At 57.4% G+C, this 17,338-nt stretch carries 16 protein-coding genes; 4 read left to right on the top strand and 12 right to left on the bottom strand.

Translation table 11 applies throughout. The features are described from left to right. Positions 1 to 20 precede the first annotated feature (20 nt). Positions 21 to 1,532: a mannose-1-phosphate guanylyltransferase/mannose-6-phosphate isomerase gene (locus tag FJQ54_RS01960; RefSeq protein WP_140926626.1), complete on the top strand. Its 1,512-nt coding sequence runs from the start codon at positions 21 to 23 to the stop codon at positions 1,530 to 1,532. 118 nt (positions 1,533 to 1,650) lie between these two features. Here FJQ54_RS01960 and gmd read toward each other — a convergent pair whose 3' ends face one another. Both gmd and FJQ54_RS01970 read right to left on the bottom strand, forming a co-directional pair. After that, positions 1,651 to 2,703: a GDP-mannose 4,6-dehydratase gene (gene gmd, locus FJQ54_RS01965; protein ID WP_140926628.1), complete on the bottom strand. Its 1,053-nt coding sequence runs from the start codon at positions 2,701 to 2,703 to the stop codon at positions 1,651 to 1,653. Positions 2,704 to 2,736: 33 nt separating this feature from the next. Next, positions 2,737 to 3,708, bottom strand: a complete 972-nt coding sequence (locus FJQ54_RS01970; RefSeq protein WP_328592156.1) for a GDP-L-fucose synthase family protein — start codon at positions 3,706 to 3,708, stop codon at positions 2,737 to 2,739. Positions 3,709 to 4,040: 332 nt separating this feature from the next. Between FJQ54_RS01970 and FJQ54_RS01975 the strand changes: the two genes are divergently transcribed. Next, positions 4,041 to 4,799, top strand: a complete 759-nt coding sequence (locus FJQ54_RS01975) for a hypothetical protein (RefSeq protein WP_140926633.1) — start codon at positions 4,041 to 4,043, stop codon at positions 4,797 to 4,799. Between the two features lie 2 nt (positions 4,800 to 4,801). Here FJQ54_RS01975 and FJQ54_RS01980 read toward each other — a convergent pair whose 3' ends face one another. From FJQ54_RS01980 to FJQ54_RS02020, 9 genes are all read right to left on the bottom strand, one after another. Next, complete coding sequence (locus FJQ54_RS01980) at positions 4,802 to 5,821, bottom strand: NAD-dependent epimerase/dehydratase family protein (protein ID WP_328592157.1); 1,020 nt, start codon at positions 5,819 to 5,821, stop codon at positions 4,802 to 4,804. A 34-nt stretch (positions 5,822 to 5,855) separates the two neighbouring features. Then, positions 5,856 to 6,683, bottom strand: a complete 828-nt coding sequence (locus tag FJQ54_RS01985) for a glycosyltransferase family 2 protein (protein ID WP_140926635.1) — start codon at positions 6,681 to 6,683, stop codon at positions 5,856 to 5,858. Between the two features lie 7 nt (positions 6,684 to 6,690). Next, positions 6,691 to 7,770, bottom strand: coding sequence for a hypothetical protein (locus FJQ54_RS01990; protein ID WP_140926637.1), 1,080 nt, complete (start codon positions 7,768 to 7,770; stop codon positions 6,691 to 6,693). After that, complete coding sequence (locus tag FJQ54_RS01995) at positions 7,763 to 8,779, bottom strand: EpsG family protein (RefSeq protein ID WP_140926639.1); 1,017 nt, start codon at positions 8,777 to 8,779, stop codon at positions 7,763 to 7,765. Before FJQ54_RS01995 ends, FJQ54_RS01990 begins: the two co-directional genes overlap by 8 nt. Continuing rightward, positions 8,776 to 9,720, bottom strand: a complete 945-nt coding sequence (locus FJQ54_RS02000) for a GumC domain-containing protein (protein ID WP_140926641.1) — start codon at positions 9,718 to 9,720, stop codon at positions 8,776 to 8,778. Before FJQ54_RS02000 ends, FJQ54_RS01995 begins: the two co-directional genes overlap by 4 nt. Before the next feature lie 64 nt (positions 9,721 to 9,784). Then, complete coding sequence (locus tag FJQ54_RS02005; protein ID WP_140926643.1) at positions 9,785 to 10,708, bottom strand: hypothetical protein; 924 nt, start codon at positions 10,706 to 10,708, stop codon at positions 9,785 to 9,787. An 18-nt stretch (positions 10,709 to 10,726) separates the two neighbouring features. Then, positions 10,727 to 11,497, bottom strand: a complete 771-nt coding sequence (locus FJQ54_RS02010; RefSeq protein WP_181159940.1) for a class I SAM-dependent methyltransferase — start codon at positions 11,495 to 11,497, stop codon at positions 10,727 to 10,729. Positions 11,498 to 11,611: 114 nt separating this feature from the next. Beyond that, positions 11,612 to 13,192, bottom strand: a complete 1,581-nt coding sequence (gene aceB / locus FJQ54_RS02015) for a malate synthase A (RefSeq protein WP_140926647.1) — start codon at positions 13,190 to 13,192, stop codon at positions 11,612 to 11,614. Beyond that, positions 13,189 to 14,589: a helix-turn-helix domain-containing protein gene (locus FJQ54_RS02020; protein WP_140927089.1), complete on the bottom strand. Its 1,401-nt coding sequence runs from the start codon at positions 14,587 to 14,589 to the stop codon at positions 13,189 to 13,191. The genes aceB and FJQ54_RS02020 overlap by 4 nt, the downstream gene beginning before the upstream one ends. 248 nt (positions 14,590 to 14,837) lie before the next feature. Between FJQ54_RS02020 and proC the strand changes: the two genes are divergently transcribed. Further along, a complete protein-coding gene (proC, locus tag FJQ54_RS02025; RefSeq protein ID WP_140926650.1) occupies positions 14,838 to 15,698 on the top strand; it encodes a pyrroline-5-carboxylate reductase in 861 nt (286 codons plus the stop codon). Continuing rightward, a complete protein-coding gene (locus FJQ54_RS02030; protein ID WP_140926652.1) occupies positions 15,695 to 16,372 on the top strand; it encodes a TetR family transcriptional regulator in 678 nt (225 codons plus the stop codon). The genes proC and FJQ54_RS02030 overlap by 4 nt, the downstream gene beginning before the upstream one ends. Here the strand turns inward: FJQ54_RS02030 and FJQ54_RS02035 are convergent. Then, positions 16,281 to 16,832 carry a MarR family winged helix-turn-helix transcriptional regulator gene (locus FJQ54_RS02035; protein ID WP_140926654.1) on the bottom strand — a complete coding sequence of 184 codons (552 nt, stop codon included), beginning with the start codon at positions 16,830 to 16,832 and terminating at the stop codon, positions 16,281 to 16,283. The genes FJQ54_RS02030 and FJQ54_RS02035 overlap by 92 nt on opposite strands. Between the last annotated feature and the right edge of the window lie 506 nt (positions 16,833 to 17,338).

Here is a 17,338-nt window from a genome sequence, read left to right on the forward strand (position 1 = left end):
TGACATGTGTTTAATCGACGATGGGGCGGGCCGGCTTGCTTGCTGGTCCCGGGGAATATGACTACAGGCGACCCCTCAACAATTGTGAGCACCAGTCATTGACCAGCATCAGCATATCGCCAGTCCTTCTTTGCGGCGGATCGGGGACAAGGCTCTGGCCGCTTTCAAGAGCGGATATGCCCAAGCAATTACAGGCGCTTGCGCATGAAGAGACGATGCTGCAGGCTACGGCCCTGAGGACGGCAACGAACAGCAATGACTTGCAGTTTGAAGCACCTCTGGTGCTTGCAGGGGAAGGGCATCGCTTCCTTGTTGTCGAACAGCTGTTGCACGTTGGTTGTCCGCCGCGGGCTGTCATTCTCGAGCCGCAGGGGCGCAATACCGCGCCTGCGGTCGCAATTGCTGCGCACTGGCTTGCAAGGGCAGGTACACCCGACGCGCTGATGTTGGTCATGCCGTCGGACCATCTTATCGGCAACGAAGAGGCTTTCCGCGCTGCAATTGCCGATGCTGCTCCTGCCGCGTTGGCAGGGCGCATGGTGACGTTCGGAATCACGCCCAGCGAGCCGGCCACGGGTTATGGCTATATCGAAGCGGAAGGCGATATCGGCCCTGTGCGCCGGGTGCGCCGCTTCGTGGAAAAGCCCGACGAAGAGACTGCCGTCGCCTATGTGGCGCGCGGGATGATGTGGAATGCCGGTATCTTTCTGTTCAAGGCTTCAGCGTATCTGGAAGCACTGGCGACGTGCGCTCCCGAGGTTGCGAAAGCGGTTGATGATGCGGTGCGGATCGCAGAAATTGACGGGATGATTTTCCGTCCGGGCGGGGCGGAGTTTGCAGCCTGTCCATCCATCAGCATCGACTATGCCGTGATGGAGAGATCGGACAAGGTCAGCGTCGTGCCGGTCGATATGGGCTGGTCGGACGTAGGTTCCTGGGATGCCCTCTGGCGGGTAACTGCACCTGATGCCGAAGGTAATGTTGTGCGAGGTGCCGGCGCGTTGATCGGTTGTCGGGACAGCCTTGTGCGCAATGAAGGCGGCCCCTTCGTGGCAGCGTTGGGTCTCGAGGGCATGGTGGTAGTTGCCACCGGAGATGCTGTGCTGATCGCGCCAAGGGAGCGTTCGGAAGATATCCGCAAGGTAGTCGATCGGATCGAAGATGAAGGGTATGAACTGACGCGGACCAGCCATGAAGTGCGCCGGCCTTGGGGTAGCTATCGCAGCCTGGGGCAAGGTGTCGGTTGGCAGGTGAAGCGGATCGCAGTGAAACCCGGGGGGCAGCTAAGTCTGCAAAAGCACGCCCGTCGAGCAGAAACATGGGTTGTGGCGAGCGGGGTTGCCATTGTGACGGTCGAGCAAGTTCGAAAGCAGATCGGGCCGGGAGAATCGATATTTATTCCGGTCGGCTCTGTGCATCGACTTGAAAATCCCGGGCCGGAACCACTTGAACTGATTGAAGTTCAGCAAGGTGGGTATCTGGGTGAAGACGACATCGTCCGGCTGGCGGACGTTTATGGACGCACTGCTTGAGCCTGCGTGTCGTTTGCCGCCCGGGGAGAGAACCGCGGCCCCGGCTTATGTGGGGCCGCGTTTGTCGTTTGGCGATCATAGGCGCATGCAAATTCCGGCGCTGAGGCCGGAACCTGTCTTATACGGGTATTTTCGTTCGCGCGGCTGCCAGATCTGACGCCACCATCTCGCTGACCAGTTCCTTCAGGGTGGTTCTGGCTGCCCAGCCGAGCTGGTCTTTGGCTTTCGAAGCGTCGCCGATCAGAAGATCGACTTCGGTCGGACGAAAATAGGCAGGATCGATTGCAACCAGAATTTCACCCGAGTTCGAATCCCGGCCGACTTCCTCGACACCTTGGCCTTCCCAAACGAGCTTGCGGCCGACTTCAGCGAAGGCGAGGTCTACAAAATTGCGGACGCTGGTCGTTTCACCGGTCGCCAGAACCCAGTCGTCGGCGCGGTCATGCTGGAGAATGCGCCACATACCCTCGACATAGTCGCGCGCATGCCCCCAATCCCGCTGAGCGTCGAGATTGCCCAGATACAGGCGGCGCTGCTGCTTGGTTTCGATGGCTGCTACGGCGCGCGTGATCTTGCGGGTAACAAAGGTTTCTCCGCGCAGAGGACTCTCATGGTTGAACAAGATGCCGTTTGCAGCAAACATGCCATAGGCTTCACGATAGTTCACGCAAATCCAATAGGCATATAGTTTTGCGGCAGCATATGGACTGCGCGGATAAAATGGTGTGGTCTCCGATTGTGGGACGGCCTGCACCTTGCCGTATAGTTCCGACGTCGATGCTTGGTAAAAACGGGTTTTATTCTCAAAATTCAGAATGCGAATTGCTTCCAGCAGTCGCAGAGTTCCAAGGGCATCCGCATTCGCCGTATATTCCGGCGTTTCGAAGCTGACCTGAACATGACTTTGTGCAGCGAGATTGTAGACTTCGTCCGGTTTCACCTCCTGCATGAGCCGGATGAGATTGGTGGCGTCTGTCAGATCGCCATGATGGAGGTGAAAGCGCGTGTCACCATCGTGCGGGTCTTTATAGAGATGGTCCACTCGCGCGGTATTAAGCAATGAAGCCCGGCGTTTCACGCCATGAACAATATAGCCCTTTGCCAACAACAAGTCCGACAGATAAGCGCCATCTTGCCCAGTAACGCCAGTGATAAGCGCTGTTTTGGTCATTCATTACTCCATGAAAATGCGGGTATGCGCCACTCAGGCGCCGCGGCCGAAACCAGCAGGAAGGTCGTCGATTGTTCGAGCAAGGCCATCCCGAAGGCTGATGTTCGCCTTCCATCCCAGCCTTGCCAAGCGACTCCCATCCATCAATTTGCGCGGAGTGCCATCTGGCTTTGACGTATCGAACACAAGTTTTCCGCCAAAGCCGACAGTATCAGCGATCATCTGTGCAAGCTCGGCGATCGATATGTCAGTCCCTGAGCCGACATTAATCGGCCCGGCCTCGGAAAAATTTCGAAGCAAGAAAACCAGCGCATCGGCCAGATCGTCCGCATGCAAAAACTCTCGACGCGGATTTCCGGTGCCCCAGACGGTAATCGTATCGGCGCCCCCATCGCGGGCTATGATCGTCTTGCGAATCAGCGCTGGGATCACATGACTGGCCTCTGCGTCGTAATTGTCGCCAGGGCCGTACAGATTCGTCGGCATCGCCGAGATGAAATCCAGGCCATGCTGTTTGCGCAGAGCATCGCACAGCATGATCCCCGCGATCTTGGCAACGGCATACCATTGGTTTGTCGGCTCAAGTGGGCCAGTCAGCAGAGCGTCTTCAGATATCGGCTGTTGGGCAAGCCTCGGATAAATGCAGGATGAGCCGAGGAATAGCAGTTTGCGCACGCCTCGATCGGCTGACGCCTTGATTATGGAATTCTGGATAGCGAGATTATCGTAAAGGAAATCTGCCGGGAAGCGGTCGTTGGCGAGGATGCCGCCCACTTTCGCTGCCGCCAACACCACGACATCCGGCTTATTTTCTGAAAGCCAGGATTCTACGTCGGATTGCCGCCGCAGATCCAACTCTGCACGAGTTGCCGTTAGAATTGTTTCGACCGGTTCACTGCCAAGCCTTCGGACCACAGCGGATCCGACCATGCCACGGTGACCGGCTACCCATACGCGCGCACCAGCAAGGTCAAACGAGGGAGAATTCAACTTCGCATGCTCCAAGTGTGGCTCGATAGCTTATCCGACATGTCTGCCTCAAACAGTCTGCCTTGAACGGGCTGTTTGTCTTGCTTTTCCGCCGGGCATTGAGCCACGATCGAAACCAGTAAGGGTGGGTAGCATGTGCCTGTTGCCTTATGCTGTCCGGTTGGAAAAGGGAAGCCTGCGCATATGTTTCAGGCGAGAAGGGGAGGACTCCTCAGGATTGCGTACCAGGCGTGTGTCAAAGGGGGGACGTGAAATGCCGGGGTATAAACGGAGCTTCTGATTATGGCGGTGGAACTGCTGCATCCGCATGCCCGGGGTTACACCACTGAAAGGATTTGAAGTCGATAATGAGTATGAGAAATGAAGAAGAAATTCTCGTCATTCTACATGGCGGTCTCGGGAATCAAATGTTTCAACAATTTATGGGTGAGCTTCTGGGTAATCAGATGAACGCTCAAGTTTTTCTGGTTTCAGGGGTGTTGCATCGCTATTCGGCTTCTCATGTATTCGAGCTTGATCCGCTTCTTGGTGGCAAGTTACATCACCGGAATGGCGCGCTAGCCGGCGTTGCCCGGCTGCGCATCCCGAAATTTCTGGCCAAGGCAGGATTTGGTGAACGGGCATTGCATCTGGGGCGAACGACGATTCTCGATGGCTATTTCCAATCCACCACTTCTTATCAGGCCTTTCCTGAGCGGGATCGAGTTGCCCTGCTCGAAGAATGGGCCGAGCGTCTTAATCTGTCTGTCGATCCGGTACTCGACGGAGCGGTCGAGCATATCCGCCTGCGCGATTTTTTTAAGACGCGTGAAGCGGCGGAGGCCCACGCCCGCATGCGGGTTCAAATGGCAGGGCCAGGCCGCTTCATGACGGATGATGATTCTCTGCTGATTCCCCTTCTTGCAGAAGCGAGGCGCGCGGACGATCTGGTTCAGACGGATGGTTGGAGCGCTTGGGACGCTTTGCGCTATATGTCGCGGTTTTCTTCTGTTCGCACCAACGGCTCCACGCTCGCTCTTTGGGCGGCCTTGCTTCGAAGGCGCGAGCTGCATTCATCCTTGGCTGAGCAGATGGCGTTCTTCCGGGCAATGGCGCCATCACGCTGAACTCATTGGCTCCCATAGAATATTTCTGTCTCCTCTTTTTCGGGATTCAGGAATTCGTAGGATAGAGTTTGTGAAAGTGCCTGCTCAATTGAGACCGGGCGAAGAAAGCCGCTGGCGTCGACCTTGCTACTATAGACAGAGTCCGCACAAAATTTTTCGACCCGAATTCGGGAAAGGGGAAATTTCCGGTTCAGAATGCCGGCGAGCATATCCAGCAGGGATCCTGCCAGCAGGCCGCACCACCGCGGCAATCGAATGCCAACGCCGAGCCCCTTGCCAAGCTGAAGGCGAACCGAGGATATTAGCTCGTTCATCGTAAAATCCGGCTTGTCTACATAATTGAAGACATGTTTTCCTGCTGCAAGATTTGCGGATGACCATTCGAGAAACGCAGAAATGTTTTCAACATATGCAATAGATTTTCTGTTTAGACCGTTGCCGATCATCAAGAATTTCCCAGATGCGATTTGAGCTAAGAGATTATACACGTTCCCACGATTTTGTTCGCCAAATACAACTGTCGGACGCACTATGACTAATGTTCTATTTTTCGAATCCAAATCATGCCAAGATTGAAATATTTTTTCGGCCTCAAATTTTGTTTTTCCATAGTCATTGAATGGATTTATCTCACCATTTTCACCAGTTCCTATTGGCGCAAATCCATAAACTGCAACTGAGCTTGTAAATATAATTTTTCTGATATTTTTCTCTTCACATGCGGAGACAATATTTTTTGCCCCTTCAACATTGACATCATAATATAAAGAGTTCGGCTTGACATCGTCGCGATGTTCCGCGGCGAGATTGATAATTATTGAATCTTGCGGAATAGCAGATTTGATCTGCTCAGAATTTCTTACATCTGCGATAATAGTTTTTTGCGGAAAAGTTATACTTTTTTCCTTATCAATGATAATAAAATCTATTTTATCTTTTTCAAGTTTTTTTGCCAATCTGGTTCCGATAAATCCGGATCCTCCTATGAGGCAAATTGTTGTTGAGTTTTTCATAAATTCCATTTCAATCTTATTTATTGTTCATGCGCAGGTGGGGCTATTTTCGTTTGGAAAGAGCTTGAAGCGCATAGGGGATGAAACTGGAGCAGGCGGACGTCAGCCCGAAGGCATTGCGATGAACTTGGAATGTCCAAAGCGCACTTCGCAACTTGTTGCCCGACACATTGTGGCCATGCATGCGATAATGGGCGATTGGAGAAAGAACTGCAATTGAATCGGTGTGATGGAGAATTCGAATCCACATTTCATAATCTTCGTGGCCGATACTCTTTTGAAAAAACTTTCCGATGGCTGCACAACGATAGATGCCAGTTAGATTTCCAATATGATTATAACTTTTCATATTAGATAATGTTACATGTTTTGTCGCGTTCACGAGATTAAATGGCACCCCGTTTGTGTCCATGGTCTTATAGCTTCCATGGCAACAGTGGATTTTCTTCTCGTTCAGGAGTGATATTTGCTGGTCAAGCTTGCTGGGGCACCAGATATCATCGCTGTCTAGAAAGGCAATATATTCGCCGACTGCCGCGGCGATTGCTCGATTGCGTGCCTGAGCGGCGCCTTGGCGTGCTTGCGGGGCGCTCAGCAGGCGGATACGCGAATCCTGCTTCATCGCCGCCGCTATAATCGGGAGAGATTTGTCGGTGGAGCCGTCATCGGCAATCAGCAGTTCGAAATTGGAGTATGACTGTGCAGTCACGGATTCGATTGCTTCGGCCAGAAAGGCCGCACCATTCAGATTTGGCATGATGACTGATACCAGCCCCGGGGTGAATTCTCCGGCTGGTTCCCATTGAATATCGGCGTCAGGTGCGGGATTGCCTTTGATCATTTTGGTATTTTCCCTGATCTTTGAAGGCATTGCTCAATCACTGAGCGGAGTGCGCGGCGATAATGGGTGGTCCGGCTCGCGCGGAATGCCTCGATGGGATGGGCGAGGTTGGATGCGCTAGCGCCCCCCTCGTCCCGAATGGCGGAAAGCAGCGACTCTGCCATTCGGGATGCGGAGTTGCTGACGATCGGGCGTAACTGAAATCTTTCTCGACACAGTTTTCAACTGCAACAGATGTGCCGATTATTGTTGCACCGTTGGCGAGCGCTGTGAGCACGCGGTTTTTCGTTCCTGCGCCAACGGCCAATGGCACGGGCTGAATGATATGGCCCCGGAAGAGCTCCTCATACTGATCAATCCAAATCTGCCACTGTGCGGACAGCCCATTTGCGGCCAATCGCCGGTAAGCTGCTTCATAAGTGGCACCAACAAGCAGCAGATTTGTCGAACGAAGGAGGTCGGCCTTGCTGATCAGATGGTCAATCAACTCCTCGAACAAGCCGGTTGAGTACATATCACTCATCGCGCCAGCAAAGAGCACGGTGGGCCTTGATTGCGCCGCGACCGCTGCCTCGATTTCCGGGGCAGGGAGGAGCGAATGTGTCAAAAGCGGATGCGGAAGATAGGCTGTACGAGCGTTCTTGCCGCTCTGACGCGCAATCCAGCGCCTGTCGGCTTTTCCAACGACAAGGTAGCAGGCAAACGAACGGGAGATAAATCTGTCGACGTGGCTGAACCAGCGGGCCAGCAATCCGGCTCGCAGCCATGCCACTCCTTGTCCTTGTTTGGCGGCGCGCGTCCAAAGAAGCGACAGGCTGTCTGGGCCAAGGACAATGGTGCGACTGCGATCATTCGGGTGAATGTGGCGAATGGCAGTAGACGGATAGGCAAGCAGAAGATCCGCAGGGCGGCTTTCAGGTCGCTCTGGCAGCAGGAGCAGTTGCGCCATTCTCCGTTTCAGTTTGTTCGAAGGCAGACTAAAATGCCTCGCAGTGACGCAAAACTCCGGAATCTGCGCGAGATCGTGCATGATTTCGTACAGAAGGCCGGAAGGGCCACCTCGATTCAAAGGATCGGGTTGAATATCTGATACGATTTCAATACTGAATCTATTCAATATAGAATTCATATGTCCCAAACGTGAAATAGGATTTCATCAATATGTAGGAAAACACCGCAGCTATTCCGACAGGGAGCTTAGCGCGGAACAGCAGCCAGACTACAATCGGATCGGCCACCCGCAGCAAGACGATCATGCGACCGGCTATGTTCCTGTCGACGGCAGACAATCCTATGTAGAGGATGAAGGCGGCTGCTTCCAACCCAAAGAGCAGTGAGGTTTCAGCATTTCTTTCTCGAAATACCAGCCACATGGCGCCAGCCAGCAGGAGGGCGCGTTCAATGGCGATTATGGCATCACGTGCGCCCAACGACGTTTGGGCTGTCGCCGAAGTTCCGACATCGGTTTCTCCGATGCGAGGGAACAAGCCGGAAAGCCAATTGGCAATCGCGTAAGTCGCAACGGTTGCCAGAAGGATAAGCAATATCCAACCGAAAGGGCGCATCGATCTGAAAAGCCCGACGATCCGGCCTGACCATGCAAGGCCGAGGGCCGGGATGCCGCTGAAATGCATGGCTGCGCCAGACGTCACCACCAGCGTTCCCAGCAAGCGATGACGATTCTGGATCAGGCCCATGCCCAGCAAAAACAGCGATGAGGCCAGCGCCTGTCTGATTGCACCTAGAAACAAGACATAATGAGCAGAATAAAGAGACAGTGCTAAAACCAGAGGATTAACGCTTGGAAAACACAGCAATAATCCAATGAAGCTGATTGCTATTCCAATCCAGAGGCTGATCTCAATCAATTTGAAACCAATTGTCGATGATGCCAGATACGTCAGACGATCGAAGCCCGGCTCAAAATAGGTGCAACCCGGAGCCTGGCAGATAGATACATAGTGCCTATAGGTAGACCAGTCGCTGTAAGTTCCTTGATAGCCGACTAGCGGAATAATAAGTGCTAGTGGCAGAATCATTTGAATTGAAATTGGAACTCGGCGAAGAGATAGTATAGGAAAGGCTAATTGATATATGAAAAGTGGCCAGATGTAAGCGGAAATCATTTTCCGAACTCTTCCTGCTGCTTTTCATTTCTCCATTCTTCTCGCGCAAACAGGGCGAGTATTCCAAGAAAATGGCCGAAAACAAGCGCGCCAATCAGGATAAGAGGTCGATTGGGGGAGGTTGGTCTGTCAACGGTGGAAGCGGCGCTGAAAATATCGGCCGAATAAGGAAGATTCGAGGATGCCATCATGCGCGTACGAAGTTGTTGGGTTAGCAACTCCGTCAACGAATCTCGCTGCACTGCAAGTGTTTCGCGCGCGAGTTCGGTTTCCAGGAAGCGGACGTGATCGGCCGCCCGCACAAGGGCTCGCTCGCGGTTTAGTCTGTCGCTGTGATACGCCAGTCGTGAAATCAGGTTGCGCGCGAATTCCGGGTCCGCGTTTTCCATTGAAACCAGGACGATGCTGCTATCCTGAGAGACCACAACCTTGACGTTGGTGGTGATGAACTCCTGCACTCGACTGGCATCGGGCGCCCGCCAACTTTCGTTCGGACCAAGCAAAGAGCGTTTCAACCTCGAAAGAATTGTTTCGGGTGGGGGGAGCCAGCTTTTCGTGGTCTGGTTCCACTCCGCAGGAAACATGCGAGAGACGATTTCATGTTCGCCTGCCACTGCTGCGGCGGTTTCGCGAGATTTCAGGCCATCGAGAAACAGGCCGAAATCTGAATCCTGCCCGCTCAAGCCCAATGAAACACCCGCAAGCGAGGCAAGGCCGCCGAGGCGTCCGCTGACACCAGGATTTTGGCTGGCGATGGGAACGACTTTCAGAATCGTCGTGTATTTTGGTGTGGACAAAGCAAGATACAGGATAGCCAAAAGCAGCATCCCTATCACGAACGCAAGAAGAATGTGCCAGCCTGCGCTAAGCATGGCTGCAATCTTGCGAAAAGACCAATCGGTTGAACTGGGATTCGGGTGGACAAATTTCGCTTCATTCATTCTTGTGGGTCCATTAAAAATCCAATTAAACTATATAAGTCATGTTTTGCTGGGTTGTCTCATCTTATATTTGTATTTTCCGCCAGGGCTTAAGAACGATAGCGAAGCTAAGCAATGATAGGATTTCTGCGCCCAGCAAAAATGGGTCACCGACAGGCCGCCCCTGGCGCGCGACCCACGCGTAACAGGCGGCCAATGCCAGTTGATTGACAACGATGACATTCATTTTGCGCTCCACAAATGCATACATACACGCGTAAAGCGACATCAGCTTGATCAATCCCCAGATTGCGATGTAGCTGGATAGGAATCCAATGAACGTCAGGCAGATCACGCCCGCCACGATGACGGAAAAACTCCGCTTGTCGAAGTGACCATATGCCAACAGTCGTTGGGCGGCAATCGCCTGAAACAGCAGGATGAGATCGACCGCCCGCATTGCATAGAAGTTGTGCGGATCCTGCCCGAAGGCACCGTAAAGCGATATGTAGGCAAAGGTGGCGATGGCCGACGTGAGGCACATAAGGCCCAGCATGCGGAGCCCGTGGAACGGCCATGTGTGAAGGGAAAATGCCTTGCGCGAACTCGCCAGGGCTTGCCGAAACGGCGAGGCGTGGCGAAAACAATGAGCCGCGTACTGGCTGGCCAGAAAATGCAGGAGCGCGTAGAGCGGCAGAACGATCAGGCCGATCTGCGAGCGGTGAAATAACAGCGTTGCGGACAGGATTGCGATGTAGAGAGCAGATTTGGTGCGGGAGAGGCGCGCCCTTTCCAATCCGCTCTGTGAGCGCTGGATCGCGAGGTCGAGTGGCGCAATGCCTGATCGCAGGCCATCGAACAGCAGAACCGCTTGGGCCAAACGCAAGTCTATTGGATACACCAGCAACGTCAGCAGGAAGCCGGCGGCCACCGAGGTGGATTTGGCGAGCAGGAACTGGGCTTCGCTGCTCCATAGTCCGGCTCGCAATCGGTCAGTCAGCTTGCGCATGACATGGTTCCTGACAGACTAGGGAGCCGCTCTCGCGACTATGAAATAGCTGGGAGATCGTATGACACGAACGCCGCCAAGGATGTTTGCGACTGTTCCGACGGCTTTCGTCATCAGATACCTTGCATAGCTGATGAGGAAACCTGGGCGAAATGGAGGACGAAACGGGCGCGCTTCCACATCGCTCCAGCCAGCTAACCGGAATGCTTGCAGCAGACCTTCGGATGTGAGTGGTGATCGATGAGTCGCATCCGAATAAAAGGAGGGAACTCCTCCCAGTGGGCAGGCAATATTTGGCATCTCCACCAGAAAAATGCCGCCAACAGCCAGCTTATTCCGAAGCACCGAGAGCAATCGGATCAAATCTGGCGAAGGAAAATGCTCTAGCACATGAGTTGCAACAGAAAGGTCGATCGAAAAATCCGGCACGCTGGCCAATTCATGGATGACGTCATGAGTTAAATGCGAATTGATTCCAAATCGATTCTGTATATGATCAACGACTCCTTTGTCATTGTCATAGATAAGAAAATTCTGAAATCCACTGTTTCTGGCAATTTCAATCATTGTGCCAGAACCGGGTCCGATCTCCAAAAATGTCGATCTCTTGGCGGTTTCATCGATGTACTTGGAATAATTTGAAATCCGAAGGGCCCTGCCGCGATCCGTATGTTCTGATTTGATTTTTACGTCAAAATAGGTTGATCCGGTCTTTGGGCTGGAGAGTGTCATTTGGCGAAGGGCCTCGATAAATTGGGTGGACGGTGAATGGTAGCCCATTTGAGCCATCACCTTGGCATTGGGAAGGTCGACTCGACCGCTAGAGAGACGTCGGTTCGTGAAAGGTCAAGCCCTCCGCAACTGGCAGGCGGGGGGGGGCAAAACACGCCCCCCCCGGGGGGGTTACCCCGCCATGAACTTCCGGTAGCAGGGCGTCGTCAGGAAGTCGGGCAAGTCGCGGGCCATCACCAGATCCGACAGGATGGTGGCGGCTTCCTTGTACTTGCCGGCTTCGAAGAAATTGTCGCCGACGTCGCCTTTCCAGACCTTTAGCTGGGTTTTGATTTCCTCGTTGATGAGGGCGCCTGTCACCTTGGTGCCGTCGTCCAGGCTGACGCCGTGGTGGCGCCATTGCCAGAGTTGGGCGCGGCTGATTTCGGCTGTGGCGGCGTCTTCCATCATGTTGTGCAGCGGCACTGCGCCCAGCCCGCGCAGCCATGCGGCGATGTAGCCGATGGCTACGTTCACGTTCATCGCGAGGCCTGCGGCGGTTTTCGGGCCGGCGTTGGGGGTGGTCAGTTCCTCAGCGGTGACGCTGCCTTCGGGCGATTTCGTCAGCTGGTTCGGCCCCGGCATCAGCCGGTCGAACACTTCCTTCGCGACCGACACCAGGCCGGGGTGGGCGACCCATGTGCCGTCGTGGCCGAGGTTGGCTTCGCGTTCCTTGTCGGCCTTCACGGCTGCGAAGGCGGCCTGATTCTTGGCTTCGTCATCCTTCACCGGGATGAAGGCGGACATGCCGCCCATCGCGTGCGCGCCGCGCTTGTGGCAGGTGCGCACCACATGGGCGGCGTATTTCGCCATGAAGGGCACTGTCATGTTCACGGCCGCGCGATCCGGCAGAATCTTGCTGGGATCGTAGGACAGGCTCTTGATATAGCTGAAGATATAGTCCCACCGGCCGCAGTTCAGCGCGACGATATGATCGCGCAGTTCGAACAGGATTTCATCCGCCATGAACGCGCCGGGCAGGGTTTCAATCAGCACGGTGGATTTGATGGTTCCCAGCGGCAGGCCGAGGATGGATTGCGCGGTGACGAAGATGTTGTTCCACAGCCGCGCTTCCAGATAATGTTCCATCTTCGGCAGGTAGAAATAGGGGCCGGTGCCGCGCGCCAGCAGGGCGCGGGCGTTGTGGAAGAAATAGAGCGCGAAATCGACGATTGCGCCGGACACTTCCTCTCCATCCACCTCGATATGCGTTTCCGGCAGGTGCCAGCCGCGCGGGCGGCAGATCAGCACGGCGGTTTCGGCGTTCAGTTTGTAGGACTTGCCCTTGTCCTCAAGGGTGATGGTGCCTGCGGCGGCGTCCTTCAGGTTGATCTGCCCGTCCACGATGTTGTGCCATGTGGGCGATGTCGCGTCCTCCAGGCAGGCCATATAGCATTTCGCGCCGGAATTCAGCGCGTTGATCACCATCTTGCGGTCGCAGGGGCCGGTGATTTCCACCCGCCGGTCCTGCAGATCGGCGGGCGTGCCGCTGATCTTCCAGTTGCCGTCGCGCACGGAGGAGGTTTCCGGTGCAAAATCAATGGCGTTGCCTTCGGCCCACCAGCGTTTGCGATCCTCGCGCGCGCGCAGCAGTGACTGGCGCGTGGGATCATACATGCGGTGCAGCTGGGCGATGAAGACGAGCGCGGGTTCGGTCAGGATCGTTTCATAACCGGGCTTCATTTCGCCCTTGATCTCGATTCCGGTCATCATGATGCGCTGTCTCCTGTGCTTATTCTGTTGAAACTATAGGGCGTCAGGCCGCGGTTGACGCGGTCGATCTGCAAATCGGCCCCGGTGGGCGGGGCGGAGCGCTGGCGGCAATCGGGCCGGGTGCAGGCCGTGCAGCCGGGGCCGATGGGCGCGGCCGGATGGCTGTTGAGGTCGATCCCGTTGGCATAAACCAGCCCGCGCGCATGATCGAGCGCGCAGGCCAGCGCGATGGCGAAGCGCGGCCGTTCCGCGCCCCATGGCGTGATCTGCGGGCGGACGGTGCGGGCGATGCTGAACAGCCGCTCGCCGCCCTCCACCTCTGCGATCTGGGTGAGGATGCGGCCGGGCTGTTCGAAGGCTTCGTGCAGCACCCACAGCGGGCATTGGCCGCCGTCTGCGGCGAAGGGCAGGCGGCCTGCGGCGAAGCGCTTGGAAATCTGCCCGGCCCTGTCTGTGCGGAGCAGCATGAAGGGGATGCCGCGCATGCCGGGCCGTTGCAGTGTGGTGAGCCGGTGGGCGACCTGTTCGAATCCGGCGGAGAAGCGGGCCTGCAGCAGTTCCATGTCATAGCCGGACGATTCGGCGGCGGCGTGGAAACGGGCGTAGGGCATCATCAGCGCGGCCGCCCAATAGCTGGCGAGATTGGCGGCGAGCAGTTGCCCGGCGACGGGAACGGCCTGAAGCTGTGGGGCGGCGGTGGCGATTTCCGCTTCGATTTCCGCTTTTGCCTCCAGTTGGGCCAGTTGCACGCACAGCTGGAACAGCCGTGAGGCGCTGTCGAGCACTTCGGAGAGCAGAATCTGCCGGTTGTGGTGATCGTGCCGCCGCAGCTTGTCTGGCATCACGTCCCACGGCAGCACCCGGACGCTGAGGCCGTGGCGCGTGCGCAGCCGTTCCTGCACCGCGGCATCCAGCGGCAGGCCGGACAGGCGCAGTTCGTCTGCAAGCGCTTCGGCGTGGCTGTCCAGATCGGCAAAATGGTTGCCGCGATCCAGCAGATGCGCGCGGACCAGTGCGAGCGGGGAGGGCGGGGCAGCGGCCGTCCCCGGCGCGTCGCCCGTTTCGGCGAGGCGGAGCAGGGCAGCGGCGATATCCGGAAATTGTTCGGCGAATTCGCGCACGTCCGTGCGGCTGACGGGCGCGCCCGCCTTGGCCAGCGCTGCGGCGATGTCCTCTGCGCGGCGGTCGCTGTCTGCCGAGGTGAACTGGCGGACATCGACTTCATAGGTTTCGGCCAGCTTCAGCAACACCTTGGCGGAGAGCGGGCGCTGATTATGTTCCAGCAGGTTGAGGTAGGAGACCGACAGGCCCAGATCGGCGGCCATGCGGCTTTGCGTGAGGCCCATCCCCATGCGCAGGCGACGCACCCGGGGCCCGGCGAACAGCTTTCGCTCCATCGCGTCCGGGATTGTCAAAATATTCACAGTTTTGCGATATTCCTGTTCAATGTTTGACAGCGTTGGTGGAATTTTGACCCGCTGTTTCGCGCGTTTCCCTGACTGAAGCGCCGGTTCCGGTCAAGCCATGGTGGATTTGGTCTGCCGAATTGTGAAACATAAGTGAAAATTGTTGACGAGATGGGCGATTCTTCTGGCTGAAAACGGCTCGTCTTGCTCGCGAAACCTTCCGTCTCTACGAATGGGGCATGTTCCATTTTCAGCCTGATCCGGTTCCGCCGCTGTTGTCCCGTCTGTGGCTTGTGGGGTGTGGGGCGATGGGCGGGGCGCTGCTGAGCCGCTGGCTGGAGTCCGGCTTGCCGGGCGAGGGGGTGACGGTGATCGATCCGGCCCCGCGCGGGCTGCCGGAGCCGTTCGCCGGGCGGGTGGTTGCCAATGCCGCCGAAGCGGGCGACGCGCCCAGCCTCGTGGTGCTGGGTATCAAGCCGCAGATGCTGGGCGCGATCGGCCCCGGTGTGGCGGCGGTGGCCGGGGCGGCGCCTGTGCTTTCCATGATGGCCGGGGTGCGGATCGCGGCGTTGCAGGCGCTGTTTGCCGGGCCGGTGCTCCGCATGATGCCGAACACGCCCGCGCAGATCGGGCAGGGGGTGACGGCGCTGTTCAGCGAGCGCGCTGATCCTGTGGCGCGTGCTGGCGTGGAGTGGCTGGCGAACGCAGCCGGAAGCTTGCTGTGGCTAGAGGAAGAGGCGCAGTTCGATGCGGTGACGGCGCTGTCCGGCTCCGGCCCGGCCTATCTGTTCCGCTTCATCGAGGCGCTGGCGAGCGCGGCCGAGGCCGTGGGGCTTCCCGCTGCGATGGCCCGGCAGCTGGCGCTGGACACTGTGACGGGGTCGGCGGCGCTTGCGGCGCAATCCGATCTGTCTCCGGCAGCGTTGCGGGAGCAGGTGACCAGCCCGAATGGCACCACGGCAGCCGGGTTGCAGCAGCTGGATGGAGATGGGCTGCTGACGAGCCTGATGCGCGCCACCGTTCGGGCGGCAACGGAACGCTCCCGGCAGATGGCGGAGGCGGCCGAGGCTGTGCCGCCGAAGACGGGGGTGGCGTTGTGAGCGAGGCGAAGATGCCGTTGCTGGACGCGTGGCTGGCAGTGATCGGCGAGGCCGGGTGGCGCAAGGCGTCTGCCGAGGATGTCGTCGCGCGCGCCGGGCTTGCGGTAGACAAAGCGCGGCGGGTGGGCGGAGACCGGATCGACGCGCTGGCGGCGTTTCAGGACAGGATCGCCGCCGAGGCTGCGGCTGGCGCGGCGGAAGCGGTTGGCAGCGTGCGCGACCGGCTGTTCGACGGATTGATGCGCGGCTTCGACGCGATGCAGGCGCATCGCCCGGCGGTGCTGGCGATCTGGAAAAGCCGCGATCCGGGTGTCGCCTTGCTGCTGGGCAGCCGGGCCGGGCTGCATGTGCGCCGTCTGGCGCAGGCGGCGGGAATTGATGTGGAGGGCGTGCGCGGGCGGTTGCGTGTGGCGGCACTGGGGGCGCTCTGCCTGCAGGCCGCGCGGGGCTGGCTGGCGGACGACAGCGCCGATATGTCTGCGACCATGGCCGAACTGGACCGACTGCTGGAGCGGGCGGAAAAGGCGGAACTGGAAGGGGTGAGCCCGGACTTGATCGGCCTGCCGGGGCTGACGTCGCTGCTCAACCGGCTGCCGTTTGCCCGCTTGACTGACCGCCTGCGCGGGAGCGGCGATCCAGTTCCTCCACCATCGCCCGATCTTCCGGCGGAATAAGTCCGGCGAGCACGGCCCAGAAGCCGCTGACGGCCTGTTGCCCGGCCTGACCATAGGCACCGGCCATCCGTTCCTTCAGCGCCTCGAAAAGCTGGGCTTCCAGCTTGACCCCTGCGGGGGTGAGGGACAGCAGGCGTTGCCGCCTGTCATGCGTGCCCACGGCCTGCGCGACGAGGCCGTCCGCCACCAGATCGGCCAACACGCGCGAGAGCGACTGTTTGGTGATGGCGAGCAGGCGCAGCAGATCGGAGACGGCAAGCCCCGGCTGGCGCGAGATGAAATAGAGCGCACGGTGGTGCGCCCGGCCCAGCCCGCGCTCGGCGAGGATAGCATCTGCGCCGCGAATCATGCTGGCATAGCCGAAATAGAGCAGCTCGATGCCGCGGCGGATCTCCGGCTCGCGCAGGAACAGCGGCGACGCGCGCGAATTGCCGAGCGAAGGGGGCGATATATCAGCCATGTTGCCCGGTTTTTGCCTGTGGGCTCGGTTCAGCGCAAGCAGGTTGCATGGGTCGGGTAACGCCGCTTGTCATGCGACATTGCAGCGGTGGCATTCCGGCAACGGTTCGGCTTGAATATGCCCCGATATGCACATGTCTATGTTGCACTGCGGTGTGACTGTGGTTAACTGACGAACAGGCTGTAATTGCTGTTGGAAACTGTTCGGCGTTTTTCTGGCGCATGTTCATTGGCAGTTTCAGCATCGCGACTGTTGTTTGGGTATTGCCGGACGGGGGCTTTGTTGCAGTCAAGGGTTAAAGGGTAACACCCGATACTCATGTATCAGGGGTTCGAGCTTGAAGTGAGGACGGCGCTTGGCGGGTGATGCGGCACAAGGCAGGTTGAAGCTGCCGGGGAGACTCGCGGGCAGGAGGGGCGTTGGTGCTTTCGCCTTGTTCCTACTTTGCCTTTCGATGTTTTTCTTGATGCCGATGTTCCAGGGGCTTGGCCTCGCTGCCGAGCAGC

The organism is Sandaracinobacter neustonicus, assembly GCF_006385875.1.
Classification (GTDB): Bacteria; Pseudomonadota; Alphaproteobacteria; order Sphingomonadales; family Sphingomonadaceae; genus Sandaracinobacteroides; species Sandaracinobacteroides neustonicus.

Bases quoted from the DNA above. Each gene is read 5' to 3' on its own strand.
- FJQ54_RS01980 (WP_328592157.1), bottom strand. From the start codon at position 5,821: ATGGAATTTATGAAAAACTCAACAACAATTTGCCTCATAGGAGGATCC.
- proC (WP_140926650.1), top strand. From the start codon at position 14,838: ATGTTCCATTTTCAGCCTGATCCGGTTCCGCCGCTGTTGTCCCGTCTG.
- FJQ54_RS02005 (WP_140926643.1), bottom strand. From the start codon at position 10,708: ATGCGCAAGCTGACTGACCGATTGCGAGCCGGACTATGGAGCAGCGAA.
- FJQ54_RS01975 (WP_140926633.1), top strand. From the start codon at position 4,041: ATGAGTATGAGAAATGAAGAAGAAATTCTCGTCATTCTACATGGCGGT.
- FJQ54_RS02010 (WP_181159940.1), bottom strand. From the start codon at position 11,497: ATGGCTCAAATGGGCTACCATTCACCGTCCACCCAATTTATCGAGGCC.
- FJQ54_RS02000 (WP_140926641.1), bottom strand. From the start codon at position 9,720: ATGAATGAAGCGAAATTTGTCCACCCGAATCCCAGTTCAACCGATTGG.
- gmd (WP_140926628.1), bottom strand. From the start codon at position 2,703: ATGACCAAAACAGCGCTTATCACTGGCGTTACTGGGCAAGATGGCGCT.
- FJQ54_RS01960 (WP_140926626.1), top strand. From the start codon at position 21: ATGGGGCGGGCCGGCTTGCTTGCTGGTCCCGGGGAATATGACTACAGG.
- aceB (WP_140926647.1), bottom strand. From the start codon at position 13,192: ATGATGACCGGAATCGAGATCAAGGGCGAAATGAAGCCCGGTTATGAA.
- FJQ54_RS02020 (WP_140927089.1), bottom strand. From the start codon at position 14,589: ATGGAGCGAAAGCTGTTCGCCGGGCCCCGGGTGCGTCGCCTGCGCATG.
- FJQ54_RS01995 (WP_140926639.1), bottom strand. From the start codon at position 8,779: ATGATTTCCGCTTACATCTGGCCACTTTTCATATATCAATTAGCCTTT.
- FJQ54_RS02035 (WP_140926654.1), bottom strand. From the start codon at position 16,832: ATGGCTGATATATCGCCCCCTTCGCTCGGCAATTCGCGCGCGTCGCCG.
- FJQ54_RS01985 (WP_140926635.1), bottom strand. From the start codon at position 6,683: ATGCCTTCAAAGATCAGGGAAAATACCAAAATGATCAAAGGCAATCCC.